The organism is Lentisphaera marina, from assembly GCF_028745505.1.
Classification (GTDB): Bacteria; Verrucomicrobiota; Lentisphaeria; order Lentisphaerales; family Lentisphaeraceae; genus Lentisphaera; species Lentisphaera marina.
This window is the reverse complement of the sequence record NZ_JAQZZL010000002.1, coordinates 1,237,016-1,251,200: the sequence shown is the minus strand read 5'-3', so window position 1 is coordinate 1,251,200 and position 14,185 is coordinate 1,237,016. Positions and strand designations below refer to the sequence as shown.

Here is a 14,185-nt window from a genome sequence, read left to right as displayed (position 1 = left end):
ATCTATGGAAAAATTTATATCAATTAGGAAGGCAAAGAAATGAGTCAAGCAAAGACAATTTACTTGAAGGATTATCAAGAACCAGATTATCTCATATCAAAAACAGAACTGAACGTAGAAATTTTTGAGGAATCAACACGAGTCTCTTCTCGTTTACACATCAAAAAGAATCATTCGGGAGAGCGCCGTGATCTTCGACTCAATGGAGAGAATTTGACTTTTATTTCGGTGAAATGTGTCGGTGAAGAAAGTATAGCCTATGACCTTTGCGATAAATTCTTGACTATTATCCCCAAGAGCGACAATTTTATTTTAGAAGTGGTCAATGAAATTGATCCGAAGACTAATAAGGCCCTCGAAGGCCTGTATCAATCGGGAGAGATTTATTGCACTCAAAATGAACCCGAAGGTTTTCGCAAGATTTGTTATTACTTGGATCGCTCAGATGTGATGTCAGTTTTTACCACTAGGATTGAAGCGGATAAAGTAGAATTCCCTCAGCTCTTATCAAATGGTAATTTAATTGAAGATGGTGAGTTACAGGATGGACGTCATTTTGCCGTCTGGGAAGATCCCTTCCCAAAACCTTGCTATCTCTTTGCTTTAGTTGCGGGTGACCTGGCAAAAGTTGAAGATGAATTTGTTACTAAGAGTGGACGTTCTATTGCTTTGGAAATCTTTGTAGATCACGGCAATGAAGATCGCTGTGAACATGCTTTAGAATCTTTGAAAAAGTCGATGAAATGGGACGAAGATCGCTTTGGTTTAGAGTACGATCTCGACTTATACATGATTGTAGCAGTAGATGCTTTTAATATGGGGGCAATGGAGAATAAGGGCTTAAACATCTTTAACTCGACTTGTGCTTTAGCTAATCCAGACACGGCTACAGATGCCAACTTTTTCCGTATCGAAGGCATTATTGCACACGAATATTTCCATAACTGGACGGGCAATCGCGTCACTTGTCGCGATTGGTTTCAGTTAACTTTGAAAGAAGGGCTAACTGTTTTTCGCGATCAAGAGTTTTCTGCTGATCATCATTCGCGTTCAGTTTGTCGTATCGAAGATGTGCGTGCTTTGCGAGATTCGCAATTTGTTGAAGATGCCGGGCCCAATGCTCACCCCATCAAACCATCATCGTATATGGAAATTAATAATTTCTATACCCCCACTGTTTATGAAAAAGGCGCAGAAGTTATTCGCATGATCCATACAATGATTGGCGAGCAGAATTTTCAGCTTGGTATGAAAAAGTATTTTGATTTGTTCGATGGTAAAGCTGTGACGACAGAAGATTTTGTACACTCAATGGAAGTTGCTTCAGGTCGTGATTTTAAGCAATTCAAGCGTTGGTATAGCCAATCTGGGACTCCAACAATTGAAGTGAAAACAAAGTTTGATGAAGGTGCAGATACTTTTACTTTGACTTTCACTCAGTATTTAAAAAACTCATCAGACGAAGCGTATCACTTACCCGTGAAGTTGGGCTTGCTTGATTCGAATGGTGATGAACTCGACTTAATCATGCAGGGTAAGAGTTATGGCACAGAGACGATTTTAGAACTCCACACAGAATCACAGAGTTTTGTTTTTGAGGGGCTTAAAGAAAAGCCAGTTCCATCTTTATTTAGATCTTTTTCGGCGCCAATTATTCTCGATATGGAAACCAAAAGAGAAGACTTAGCTTTCTTGCTCTCTTATGATTCAGATAGCTTTAATCGTTATGAAGCAGGGCAGCGTTTAGCCAAGTTAGAGATTGAGAGTCTTTGTGAAGCTTTAGCAGATAACAAAGTTGCCCAAGTTGATCACTTAGTAGTAGATGCTTTTAGCAAGCTGATACGATCATCCAATGCGGATGAAGCTTTTAAGGCTTTGGCCTTTAGTGTGCCTTCTCTAGTGAGCATAACTGAGCAGCAAAAAGAATTTTCACCTGTTTTAGCTCAAGAAGCTAGGAAAATATTATCTCATGCCTTAGCTGAAGCTAATGAAGATTATTTGGCAGAACACTTCAATAGGTACAATAAACCCGAAGAATATGTCTTTAATGCAGAAAGTATGGGTTTACGTAGTTTCAAAAACATGTGCCTTACTTACCTCTTGAAATTGGATAAGCCGCAATACGTTTCGCTAGCACAGGATCAATACGATTCTTCAGCGAATTTAACGGATCGTTTTGCAGCCTTATTGGCATTACTACAAACGCAATCTACAGCTCGAGAAGAAGCTCTAGAACACTTCTACGACCTATGGAAAGATGATGCCATAGTGATTAACAAATGGTTTGCTGCGCAAGCAGGTGCTAGTGTAGGTACAAGTGTGAAGTTGATTAAGGAACTTGAGAAAGTCGAAGCTTTTGATATTCAGAATCCCAATAAGGTTCGTTGCTTGTATGGCGCTTTTGCCGCAAACTTACCGGTTTTTCACAAAGAAGATGGTTCGGGCTACGAACTAATTGCAGATAAAATTATTGAATTAAATTCTTTTAATCCACAAATAGCCGCGGGTTTATCAAAAGCCTTTAAAAAGTATGGTGCCTTAAAGGGAGATCAAAGAAAGTTCATGAAGCAGGCACTGGAAAAGATTGTCGCAACAGAAGAGCTCTCTCCTGATGTGTACGAGATTGTGACGAAGACTTTAAAAGCGTAAAAGTAGGCTGTCCGAGTTTCTCTAATTAAATAAACAAATTTAGGTTAAGCAATGAAGTATGACTCATTAGGTAAGACGGGGATTTCCGTATCATCAATTGGCATAGGTGCTTGGCAGCTTGGCGGCCCTTTGATTTTGGATGGTGTGCATGATGGTCATCCAGACCCTGGCAAAGCCAATGTTATTAAATTAATTAAAGATCTAGGTGACCTAGGCGTTAACTTTATTGATACTGCAGAGCAATATAGCCATGGCGAAAGCGAACGCCGAGTTGGAGAAGCTATAAAAACTGATCGAGATGACTGGGTAATATCGACAAAGTTTGGCCATAAAGTGGGTGAGGGGAATAAACGACATATTGATACGTCACCTCAATCCATTATGCCTGCCTTAGAGGATTCATTGCGAAGGTTGCAAACGGACTATATAGATATCTATCACTACCATACAATTCCCGATATTGATTATTTGGATGAATCTGCGGAGATTTTGCAGAAAGCAAAAGATCAGGGGAAGATTCGTGCTTTGGGGATTTCGACAACAAAAGTGAGTATTGTAGAAGAGCTCATCAAACGAGACATGTTGGATGTTGTGCAATTCGTATCTTCAATTCTTTCGCCTGCAGAAGAAATGCAGAAACTTATTACTGAAAATAAGCTGGGGGGAATAAGTCGTGGCGTGATGGCTGGTGGTTGTTTGAGTGGTCGTTACTTCCATAGTCAACTTGAATGTAAAGAGGGAGATCGGCGATCTTGGGGGGATGAAGATTATTCTCGTTTTCAGGTTTTTGAAGACTTGATACCGCAGGGGATGACTATGGCCCAGTTGGCTTGTCGATTTATCCTGGATCAGGACGCGAGTCATACAATTATTTTGGGTGCGAAGAATTTAAGAGATTATAAAGTGGCCATTGAAGCAGTTGAAATGGGTTCATTATCAAGTGAGCTCAAAAATAACTTGCGCCAGACCTCACGTGAACTTGGCTTTATTTAAATTTATTCTAGGAAAGGAAAAAAAATGAAAGAATTAAGGGATGCAGACTGGAGCGATTATATCCGCTCAGGAGATAGAATTTTTTTCGGTTCTGGCGCGGCATGTCCACATAAATTAATTAAACGCTTTCTAGACCATTCAGATCAATTTAGCGATATTGAGCTAACGCATATACTTACTCTCGGTGGAGCACCATGGGCAGATGAAAAGTATAGTGATCGTTTACGAGTTAATTCATTTTTCTTGGGTCCAGGAACACGGGAAGCCGTGAGCCGCGGAGACGCTGATTATACACCATGTTTTTTATCGGAAATCCCAGGTCTTATGGAAGATAAGGTACACCCAATTGATGTAGCCTTTATTCAAGTTACCCCACCGGATGAACATGGCTTTTGTTCATTGGGAGTCTCTGTCGATATTGCATCTGCAGCTGCGAGAACCGCAAAATATGTAATAGCAGAAATAAACCCTCGTATGCCTAAAACTCTAGGACAGAGTTTTATACACATGTCCAAGATTACGGCCTATATGGATGTGAACTACCCGATATATGGCCACGCAGTTGCTGAGCTTGATGAAATAACTTTGAAGATAGGTAAATATTGTTCAATGCTCATAGACGATGGTTCAACTCTTCAGATGGGGATAGGTAAAATCCCTGATGCAGTTTTATCTTATTTAGGTGACCGTTCAGATCTTGGGATTCACTCAGAAATGTTTTCAGATGGTCTTTTGGAACTTTATAAAAATGGCAATATCACCAATGCAAAAAAGGCTATAAATCGCTTCAAAACAGTGACCTCGTTTTGTTTTGGTAGTGAAGAACTTTATGACTTTGTCCACGATAATCCGCATGTTGAATTTCATCCTAGTGAATACACTAACAATCCTGCGATTATCGCACAAAATCCCAAGGTAATTTCTATTAATAGTGCGATCCAAATTGATCTTAGTGGTCAAGTAGTTGCTGACTCAATCGGTAATCGCTTTTACAGTGGGATTGGCGGGCAAGTTGACTTCATTCGTGGAGCGGGAATGAGTAAGGGAGGCAAACCAGTTATAGCTTTACCCTCTACGGCGCAAGGTGGTGAAGTTTCTCGAATCGTACCGGTTTTATCAGCAGGGTCGGGGGTAGTGACAAGTCGCGGCGATGTGCATTACGTGGTGACTGAATATGGCATTGCAACCTTAAGAGGAAGAAGTGTGCGTGAACGAGCCCTAGAGCTCATTCAAGTGGCTCACCCCAAATTTCGCGATGAACTATTAGCCCAAATAAGAGAACATTATTGGGTGCCAGCCTACCATGCGAGCATGCCTCATAGTTTAAAAGAACTGAAATCCACAAAAATGAAGATATCAGGACGTAACTATAATTTAAGAGCTCTCCAGACTTCGGACCAAAGACGTTTACAAGAATTCTTCTATTCGCATTCAGAAAAAACATTGATGAACCGCTACCGCTCGGTTCCAAAGAAAATGGCAAGAGACCGTGCTTATAAATTGGTGAATATTGACCAGGAAAAAGACGCGGCAATTTGTTTGGTTCAGAGACAGGGACCCCGTGAAATTATTCGTGCTGTGGGGCGTTTTTATATGGAGAGTGAAAGTCGTGCAGAAATCTCTTTTGTTGTTGAAGATGGTTTGCAAGGTAAAGGACTAGGGTCCGTACTAATGGAAAATCTCATTCAAATAGCTAGGCAACGTCAGATAAAAGAACTCTGGGGATATGTGATTAATACAAATTATGCAATGCAACACCTCTTGGAGAAGTTTGGCTTTGCCCATCAAGAGGGCAGTGATTGCAGTGAATTTGAATATATGTTGAACTTAGATGCTGACTAAAAAATTCCCCTACAAAGAAGATTATTTCCAAGTTTTTTACCATATGGATTGCTTGGAGCATCAGGCATTTGTTGATCACCCAGAGCGACCGCAACGTTTGGCCTATGTTTTAAAGGCTTGCGAAGAGATTAATCAATCATGCTCAGTGAGTTTTCAGCAGGCACCTGCAGCAAAACTTAGAGACTTGAGTTTAGTTCATTCAAAAGACTACTTAAGGTCTTTTGAGTCTTGTGTTTTGAGTGGGAAATCGCAGTTCATGAGTGTGGATAATTATATTTGTGATGCAACAATTGAAGCGATTTTAGCCGCAGTGGGCCAAAGTTTTGCCTTGGCAGAGAGCCTTTGTGCAGGGCGCAGTGGTTTTGCCTTGATTCGACCCCCGGGGCATCATGCGGGCAAAGCCAAAGCCGAGGGCTTTTGCTTTGCTAACAATGTGGCACTTGCTGCGGAGAAGATTCGTGAAGAAGTGTCAGGGGCAAAAATTTTGATTGTTGATTTTGATGTCCATCATGGTAATGGCACGGATGCTTTATATCATGAAGACCCCAATACATTTTATTTTTCACTACATGGCAATCCCGAGCACATATATCCTCATAGCGGTTATGAAGATGAAAGAGGACAGGGGGAAGGCCTGGGCTCCGTGAGTAATAAACCTTTGCCTAATGGCTGTTCAGGTACTGAATGGTTTGCTTGTTTGCAAAGAAATCTGTCCGAGATTTGTGAGAACTTTGCCTTCGACTACCTTTTGGTGAGCGCGGGGTATGATGCCCATAAGGATGATCCTTTTTCCATAATGAAAGTTGAAGATGCCGATTATTTACGTGCCACAGAGTACCTGTATAAATTAGCAGAGCAACACTGCGATGGTAAAATCGGTTTTTTCTTAGAGGGAGGCTATTCCCTAGAAGTACTTTCACGCTTAATTCCCGGTTCAATTGAGCTGCTGGCAGACTTGACTTCTCAGCAGGCCTAATCTTTTAGTTTATCTATTTAAGTCACACACTCGCTGAACTTGATTATTGCAGGTGGAATCTTATCTTTTAAAACTAATAATTTAATGAGATTTAGCCATAATGAAGTACCCAGAATTGAAAAGGGAGCAACTCCACATTCTGCCTTTGTCAGAAAGAACTAATAAAGTTAAGATTGCCGAGAGTTATGTTCCGACAGATGCACAGGCAAGTAACTTGGGTGAGCATGGCTCAAAAGTAATCAATAACTTATTAAGGCGTGTTAAAGAAGCTAAGAAAAATGATAAGCCTGTCATGCTTGCTTTTGGGGCTCATTCAATTAAAAATGGTATGGGTCCCGTGTTGATCGACTTAATGGAACGAGGCTACTTAGATCATTTAGCTACTAATGGAGCGGGCGTCATCCACGACTGGGAGTTTGCTTTCCAGGGCCAGTCCAGTGAAGATGTGAAAGAATATGTTGATAAAGGCCAATTCGGAATTTGGCAAGAAACGGGCTATTACATTAACTTAGCGATCAACGTAGGTGCTTATGAGGGCAAGGGCTATGGCGAATCGGTGGGTGCCATGATTGAAAATGAAGGTCTTACGATACCGACAATTGATGAACTCAAGTCACGCATATTAGTCTTGTCTGAGCAAAATACTGAAGCCGTTGCGGCCGCCGCAGATTTACTAACTATCATTCAAAAGTTTGAATTAGAAGCAGGCTTTTTGTCAATTCCTCACCCCTATAAAAAGTATAGTGCTCAAGCCGCTGCTTATCGTCTAGGAGTACCTTTTACGAGTCATCCGATGATTGGCCATGATATTATTTATAATCATCCCATGAATCACGGGGCATCAATTGGCAGAACAGCACAGACGGATTTTTTGCGTTATGCGCATAATGTTTCACTTTTAGATGGCGGTGTTTACATGTCCATTGGTTCAGCAGTAATGAGTCCGATGGTTTTTGAAAAATCACTCTCCATGTCGCAGAACTTACATATTCAAAATGGTGAGCACATGGATGATCATTACATGGTGGTTGTCGACTTGGCGGAAAGTCAGTGGGATTGGGCTAATGATGGTGAACCACCTATGGACAACCCCGCTTACTATTTACGCTACTGTAAAAGTTTTAGTAGAATGGGAGGCACAATGGAATATGTTTGTGCAGATAACCGAGACTTCTTATTGCATTTATCTCAAGGACTTCTTTAATAAAAGAAACAATTTTTTAAACTTGGAATTTAATATGTTAAATCACGTTCGTCAGGCATTTAATGACCTCAATTCATGCCTCAATCAATTCATCAATGATGAAGAGAATTTTCAGAAAGTAGTCGAACTTGGCGAAGCCATGGCCGAAGCTTTTAGCAATGGTAAAAAGGTCCTTATTGCAGGTAATGGTGGTAGCCACTGTGATGCCTTGCACTTTGCGGAAGAATTCACTGGTCGCTTCCGTAAAGAACGCAAAGCCTTACCAGCAATTGCTCTAGGTGATGGCGCGCACATAACATGTACTGCCAATGATTATGGCTTTGAATATATTTTTTCTCGTATGGTGGAAGCTTATGGTCAAGAAGGCGATATTTTCATTGGTCTAAGTACTAGTGGTAATTCAGAAAATATTATCAAAGCAATGGATTCCTCGGAAGCATCAAAACTTATTACCGTTGGCCTTTTAGGTAAAAATGGTGGTAAACTCAAGGGACGCTGTGATTATGAATGGATTGTTCCTGGTATAACTTCTGATCGCATCCAAGAAATTCACATGGCAATTCTTCATATTTTAATTGAAGTCGTTGAACGCAAACTTTTCCCAGAAAACTACTAAGGCTGAATAATGAATAAATTAATTGACAATAACTTATTTGCACACGAGACTTTTTTGAGTCACAATCACGAATTTGACAATGCTCAAATCTTAGCTGTCACGGTTTTACTTGCATTAGGCATCATCGCCTATTTTTGTAAGAAGCAATCAGTTTAAGCTTTTTGTTAAATACATAGCCAAATAATCACTTATCTAAATTTTGCTAAGTGATTTTTATTTTTATGCTAAGGGATTAAAACTTTCGTGAATTGGAAATTAATACAGCTCATCTACATCAAAGAATTACGTGAATTTGTACGTGATACTCGAACCTTGATGTTAATGATTTTTATTCCTGCCTTTTTGTATCCAGGTTTGCTCTTAGTTACGGCACAAATGCGTTCCGTTCAAGAGAATAAACTTCAATCACAGACTTATACAGTTTTAGTGAAGGGAGATGATCGGCAAATCCTAGAAAAAATTGATAATGAAAACCTTACTTTCACGAAAGATGAAGAAGTTCCTAGTTTACTTTCTATAGAGTTTTCCAAGAACGAGCTCTCTGAAGAGCTTCCTAAAGTAGCAATTTCCTATGATAGCACCAATAGTCAATCACTTTATGTCTTAGATTTAGTTCAAGATGAATTGGAGAAAATTAATCGTCAGTTGCGAAAGGAAAACCTGGAGAAGATGGGGCTGGAGGAAAGCTTTCTGCGGCCCCTGCAAATTGATTTCATAAAAACAAATTCCGAGAAGCAAGAAGGGCGTTTTCTAGCAGGGAAAATCTTGCCAGGTTTGATCTTGATTATGCTCACGGTAGCGGCTGGTTTAATGGCACAAGAAATCACGGCGGGTGAACGAGAATCGGGAACTTTAGAAACGCTACTGTGTACACCGGCAAAATATGCCGAGATCGTCACGGGAAAATTATTTACTGTAACGACGATTGGCTTTTTCTCGGGCTTACTCAATGTGATTTTTATGGGGATAACTTTTAGTAACATAGGTTACCTCTTAGCAAAAAATACCACCGGAACAGAAATGGTACTTCCCGATACTTTCTTGCCCGACTTTGTTTCTATCCCGCTCATTTTAGCCGTTTTAGTGGCTTCCGCACTAACTTTGAGTGCTCTCATAGTCTTTATCACTTCATCGGCTTCAACTCGCCAAGAGGCTTCTCATTACCTAAGTCCCTTGCTAGTCCTCATGTTGCTACCCGTTATGTTCAGTACACAGCCAGGTGTCGAGAGTTCCTGGCAGTTTTCATTAGTACCAGGCCTCAACTTTTGTTTGATCATGCAGGACCTTTTTTTAGGTAAGTACTATTGGGATCAACTGTGCTTATTTTTCATTAGTAACTTTATCTTCTTGGCTTTCTTCGTACGCATGACCATCAACTTATTGCAGAGTGAATCTTATTGGAATAAGGGTGGGGGGATTAGCGCTGCTTTCAAATTAAAAGATAAGCAAGCCAATCAGCAGATAATTCCCGAAGAGGGCGCAATGATTTTTCTTACTTGCGCTGCACTCTTTCTATTATTGGGAACTCGCCTCCAGACTTGGAATGTGGCTTGGGGCTTGCCACTTTCTCAATTCCTTATCTTTGTTTTTATCCCGCTTTATTACCTTAAGAAAACACGTACAAAGTTTATAGATATTTTAAGCTTGCGTCCAGGTTCTCCCAAACTAGCTATTATTTTGGCTTTTTCAGTTCCGGCGATCATTGTTTTGGCCCAAGCGCTGAAACGTGCCTTGACCGCAGCTGGCTTCCCTTCAGAAGGAGATGAAGCTTCTCAAGTTGTGGTGGATATTGTTCAGAGTAATGGAGTGATAAATGCATTGCTAATCGTAGCCTTAACGCCGGCCATATGTGAAGAATTTCTATTTCGTGGAATCCTTCTAAATGCCAGTAAAGGCTGGAAGACTTTCTCTGCCATTGCGCTCAATGGTTTATTGTTTGGAGCCTTACATATGTCCATAGCCAATATGCCCGCTTTAAGCCTGATGGGGGCGTACATGGCTTATATTGTCTGGAAGAGCGGATCCATTTTCCATTCGGTTTTAGTTCACTTCATCAATAACTCATTAGCGGTTTTGTTAATTTATTATTCTACTGAAAAAATGATTAGCGAAGAAAAGTTTATGGCTATTATTGAACATCCGCTCTGTATGGGAGTGGCCTTTGTGTATTTATGTTTTGCCATGTTTTCCATAAAGAACTGCAAACGGGAGTCTTTCGATGCGTAAGTTCTTTTGCAGTGAGTTAAAGCAAGTTGGTGATTTGGTGAAAATTGATAAAACTGAGTCTCGTCATATTCTGCAAACCTTGCGTATGAAAGAGGGCGATGAATTACAGCTGATGAATGGTGAAGGTATTTTAGCCAATGCGGTAATCGCAAAAATTGAGGGACGTAACACCTTGTTATGCGAACTCAAAGATTTGACTCAAGCTCCACGTCCTAAATTGAAAATATCTTTGTTTGTCGCACCTCCTTCGAATGGAACTTTGGCCCTTATTTTAAAACAAGCTGTTGAGCTTGGAGTTGATAGTGTCTATCTCATGTCCTGTAAGTATTCGGTGAGTAAATCGAAAAAAGAAAAAAATGTTCACGCGGAATTAATTTCTGCAGCCAAGCAAAGTGGTAATCCCTATTTGCCTAAGGTGGTGTCGGGATTGACATTTAAAGAAGCCTTGAAACTCGCACCAGAGAATAATTTTTACGGTGCCGTACCAAGTGATGACTTTGTTTACCCCGAAAATACTCTTACGGAGGCAGGTGTGTGGATTGGTCCAGAAGGGGGCTTTTCTGACGATGAACTTGAGCAAGTTCAAAGCTTACCTGCCTGTCCGCTAGCAATTGGTCCTTATATTTTGCGCGTAGAAACTGCGGTTAATTCGGTCTGTTCTGTTTTAATGTCTAAGTATGGTCAAAGCTAATGGCAGTTTTTAGTTTAAATACAGCTGAACTCGATCTAGATGAATGGTTTAGTGAAATCGATCACGCTTGGCCTTTTTCTTTTGAACTTAGTGGTGATCTATGGGAGGCCTATACTGATCAGTTGGAAAACTTTTCACGTAAAGAACTCATTCATGGCGTGGTGAATCCACTGGAGGAAGCCAGCTTATCTTCACTAAATCAATTGAATGACGAACAGTTTGATGAATTTGTAAAAAGTTCCCTAGATTATTTTAACTACTTATCAAATCAAGGAATTAAATACGTTGTAGTCAAAGCATGCTTTAACGATCAGAAAACGCAAATCCACCATGATGTTCAGGCGAGAATAGTACGTTTTTTTAATGCTATTTTAGAGCAAGAAAATAAATTGACTTATTACTTTCCCGTATCGATCAATGCACTAGAGAATTCTCCCGAAATCTGCGATGATATCAATTATTTGTATAAACTCATCTCGAGCCCACGCATCAAGTTTCGCTTAACGATTCCCTTTCCCTATGATTTGAGCCAGTTTCCATCCCTCAATCGTTTGTTCGCTTTTGAAATCAAACAATTGCGTTTGCTCTTGCCCCTAGGTTTTAATTCAAAGCTTTTATTTGAAATGATTCGCCAATTAAAGGCTTTAAACTATTCAGGAAAAATGATCTTCAGTGCTGATGAGCCTAAATTAAGCAATATTGAATACCTCATAGAAGAAGTGGAAAGCTTGTACAAGAAATAGGCAAATCATTAAAGTTGTTTTTCAAAATCGTGACTATGTAAATTTCAGTGGCTAACTATATTGACGGCAATTTTATTTGGAGTCAAAAATGTTTGAAATTACTGAGTGGCAAAGAAGTGGTAAAAAAGCCGATCGTGCCCTTGTTATTATGATGCACGGCTATGGAGCTGATATGCATGATTTAGTGCCTTTATCATCGGTGTTTGGGCCAGGAGTGGTGACTTATAGCCTCAATGCACCGGGCTTGCTTCCTTCCCCAGAAGGAACCATTATGGGGCGTTCTTGGTTTAACTTAATCTCTAGTCCTTTTGGTATGGAGTACGATTTAGAAGATGTGGAAGATTCTTCTCAGGCAGTTAAGCAATTCCTTCAAGAAATTATTCCCAAAGAAAATGCACCAAAAGTCTACCTCTTAGGTTTTTCTCAGGGAGCTTGTTTAGTCCATCACTTACTTTTGCGTGAAGCGCAAATGATTGATGGTGGTATCGCACTTAGTGGTCGCTTTGTTGACGAAGTCTTTGAAGGCGATTTTAATTGGCAAGAAATCAACAAGAAAGATCTCTTTATGAGTCATGGTGAAAGTGACTTTGTTATCCCTTATGAGTCCGGCGAAAAGATTCGCGAGTTTTACATGAGCCATGAAAAAAGCTTTGATTTTGTCGACTTCCCAGGTGGTCACGATATACCAGTAAAAGTTTTTAAGGCCATGAAAAATTGGTTTGCACGGGTGAGTAAATGAAGAAAATCAATTTGATTGCAGCAGCAAAAATCTCTATCATGGATAGCTATGAGAATGCGATTATTCTCATATTCAAAAATGCGGAGCAGGGATTTAGTGGTTTGTGCGTCCAGGGTTCTTCTCTGAGTGAGCTCTTTCAAGGTCAAAGTGAACGTGAACCCTATGATGCTTGCCGTGAGTGGTTTAGTGAACAACAAGATGGTTTTTTAGAAGTTGAAACATTGAAGTTAGAAGACCCCCAAGTTCATCGAGCTTTGGAACGTTCTGAACAAATCCTAAAAGATAATTAGGTGTTTTAATTGCAGGCTGTTATAGACTCAATCTTGCCCGTATTTGCACTAATTATATTAGGCAAGCTATTGCAGTATTATCGCATTTTTAAAGAAGATTTCTTTAAGCAGGCGAATGATTTAGTTTATTACATGGCCTTGCCATCATTACTGTTTATATCCGCAGCAGGTGCCAATACTCAGCAAATTTTGAGTTCATTAAAATTCAGTGGGGTTTTAATTATTACGGCTTTATCTTGTGCGGCAATATCCCTGCTTGTAGGGAAATATATGAAGCTAAATCTTAGTGCAACTATGACAGGTGCACATGTTGCCTTTCGCGGCAATTTAGCTTATGCAGGCATGCCAGTGGTATTTTTACTGTTTACAAGTTTGGCCTACTCAGAAGCAGATTTAGCACGAGCCGTCGTCATGATCCTGCCTGTTATTATCTTTTACAATTTCCTTGGCCTTGTTTTGGCGATGCGTGGAGATGATGCGAAAGAGAAAATTAGTTTCTCAAAATTACTGCTTCAAATCTTTAAAAACCCACTTATTATTTCGAGTTTATTAGGCTTGGCTTTTGCCTGTCTCAAAATTCATTTACCCACTTTTGCCTACTCGACATTAAAGAGCTTAGGAGCAATGAGTTTTCCATTAGTTTTATTGGCCTTAGGTGCATCACTTTCCTTTACTCAAAGTAGAAAAATTCTAGCTGAAGCATTGAGTTTTAGTATAATAAAATGTGTTCTCTCACCTTTGATGGCAGCCTTGTTTTTATCTTTTATCCAAAGTTCGCAGGCAGATAAAAGTGCCTTGTTGATATATGCCGCATGCCCCAGTGCGGTGTCGTCTTATATCTTTACAGCAAAATATAATGGATGGCGTGATTTAAATTCTGCAGTCGTGGTCTTAAGTACATTGATTTCTCTACCAGTGATGGCCTTCTTAATCTATGTCTTATAAGGGCTTAAAATGAAAATAACGATAAAATCTGTTGATTATTCAAATAAAGAAATGAGGAATGATCTCATTTACCTACTGAATCATTATGCCTTAGATCCCATGGGTGGCGCTCAAGGACTCAGTGATTATGTGAAAGATAACTTACTGAACAAATTAGCAGCAATGAGTCATGCCTTTAGCTTTATTATTCACGATTACCCAGTTAAGAAAGAAAAACTTGATATAGCTTATTTTTAATAGCATATTAATTACATCTAACAAGGAGATGTAT

The 14,185-nt window shown here is 39.9% G+C and carries 14 protein-coding genes; all 14 read left to right on the top strand.

Annotated features, from left to right (window positions below; all coding sequences use genetic code 11):
• Positions 1 to 39: 39 nt before the first annotated feature.
• The 14 genes from pepN (at position 40) to PQO01_RS15940 (ending at position 14,151) form a co-directional block, all read left to right on the top strand.
• Positions 40 to 2,649 carry an aminopeptidase N gene (pepN, locus tag PQO01_RS16005; protein ID WP_274315092.1) on the top strand — a complete coding sequence of 870 codons (2,610 nt, stop codon included), beginning with the start codon at positions 40 to 42 and terminating at the stop codon, positions 2,647 to 2,649.
• Positions 2,650 to 2,700: 51 nt separating this feature from the next.
• A complete protein-coding gene (locus tag PQO01_RS16000; protein WP_274315091.1) occupies positions 2,701 to 3,642 on the top strand; it encodes an aldo/keto reductase in 942 nt (313 codons plus the stop codon).
• Positions 3,643 to 3,666: 24 nt separating this feature from the next.
• A complete protein-coding gene (locus PQO01_RS15995; protein ID WP_274315090.1) occupies positions 3,667 to 5,484 on the top strand; it encodes a GNAT family N-acetyltransferase in 1,818 nt (605 codons plus the stop codon).
• Positions 5,474 to 6,460, top strand: a complete 987-nt coding sequence (locus PQO01_RS15990; protein WP_274315089.1) for a histone deacetylase family protein — start codon at positions 5,474 to 5,476, stop codon at positions 6,458 to 6,460. The genes PQO01_RS15995 and PQO01_RS15990 overlap by 11 nt, the downstream gene beginning before the upstream one ends.
• A gap of 100 nt (positions 6,461 to 6,560) precedes the next feature.
• Complete coding sequence (locus tag PQO01_RS15985; RefSeq protein WP_274315088.1) at positions 6,561 to 7,664, top strand: GSU2086 family protein; 1,104 nt, start codon at positions 6,561 to 6,563, stop codon at positions 7,662 to 7,664.
• Positions 7,665 to 7,698: 34 nt separating this feature from the next.
• The gene (locus PQO01_RS15980; protein WP_274315087.1) at positions 7,699 to 8,280 is read left to right on the top strand and encodes a D-sedoheptulose-7-phosphate isomerase; all 582 of its coding nucleotides are present in this window, start codon (positions 7,699 to 7,701) and stop codon (positions 8,278 to 8,280) included.
• Between the two features lie 9 nt (positions 8,281 to 8,289).
• A complete protein-coding gene (locus tag PQO01_RS15975) occupies positions 8,290 to 8,436 on the top strand; it encodes a hypothetical protein (protein WP_274315086.1) in 147 nt (48 codons plus the stop codon).
• Between the two features lie 87 nt (positions 8,437 to 8,523).
• Positions 8,524 to 10,506 (top strand): ABC transporter permease subunit/CPBP intramembrane protease, encoded by a 1,983-nt coding sequence (locus PQO01_RS15970; protein ID WP_274315085.1) that lies wholly within the window; start codon positions 8,524 to 8,526, stop codon positions 10,504 to 10,506.
• Entirely contained in the window at positions 10,499 to 11,197 is a 699-nt protein-coding gene (locus tag PQO01_RS15965; protein WP_274315084.1) for a 16S rRNA (uracil(1498)-N(3))-methyltransferase, read from the top strand. Before PQO01_RS15970 ends, PQO01_RS15965 begins: the two co-directional genes overlap by 8 nt.
• On the top strand, positions 11,197 to 11,940 hold the full coding sequence (locus PQO01_RS15960) for a hypothetical protein (RefSeq protein WP_274315083.1): 744 nt from the start codon (positions 11,197 to 11,199) through the stop codon (positions 11,938 to 11,940). The genes PQO01_RS15965 and PQO01_RS15960 overlap by 1 nt, the downstream gene beginning before the upstream one ends.
• 88 nt (positions 11,941 to 12,028) lie before the next feature.
• Positions 12,029 to 12,679, top strand: a complete 651-nt coding sequence (locus PQO01_RS15955; RefSeq protein WP_274315082.1) for an alpha/beta hydrolase — start codon at positions 12,029 to 12,031, stop codon at positions 12,677 to 12,679.
• The gene (locus PQO01_RS15950; RefSeq protein ID WP_274315081.1) at positions 12,676 to 12,969 is read left to right on the top strand and encodes a hypothetical protein; all 294 of its coding nucleotides are present in this window, start codon (positions 12,676 to 12,678) and stop codon (positions 12,967 to 12,969) included. The genes PQO01_RS15955 and PQO01_RS15950 overlap by 4 nt, the downstream gene beginning before the upstream one ends.
• Positions 12,970 to 12,978: 9 nt before the next feature.
• Positions 12,979 to 13,914, top strand: coding sequence for an AEC family transporter (locus tag PQO01_RS15945; RefSeq protein WP_274315080.1), 936 nt, complete (start codon positions 12,979 to 12,981; stop codon positions 13,912 to 13,914).
• Positions 13,915 to 13,923: 9 nt separating this feature from the next.
• Positions 13,924 to 14,151 carry a hypothetical protein gene (locus PQO01_RS15940; RefSeq protein WP_274315079.1) on the top strand — a complete coding sequence of 76 codons (228 nt, stop codon included), beginning with the start codon at positions 13,924 to 13,926 and terminating at the stop codon, positions 14,149 to 14,151.
• Positions 14,152 to 14,185: the final 34 nt, after the last annotated feature.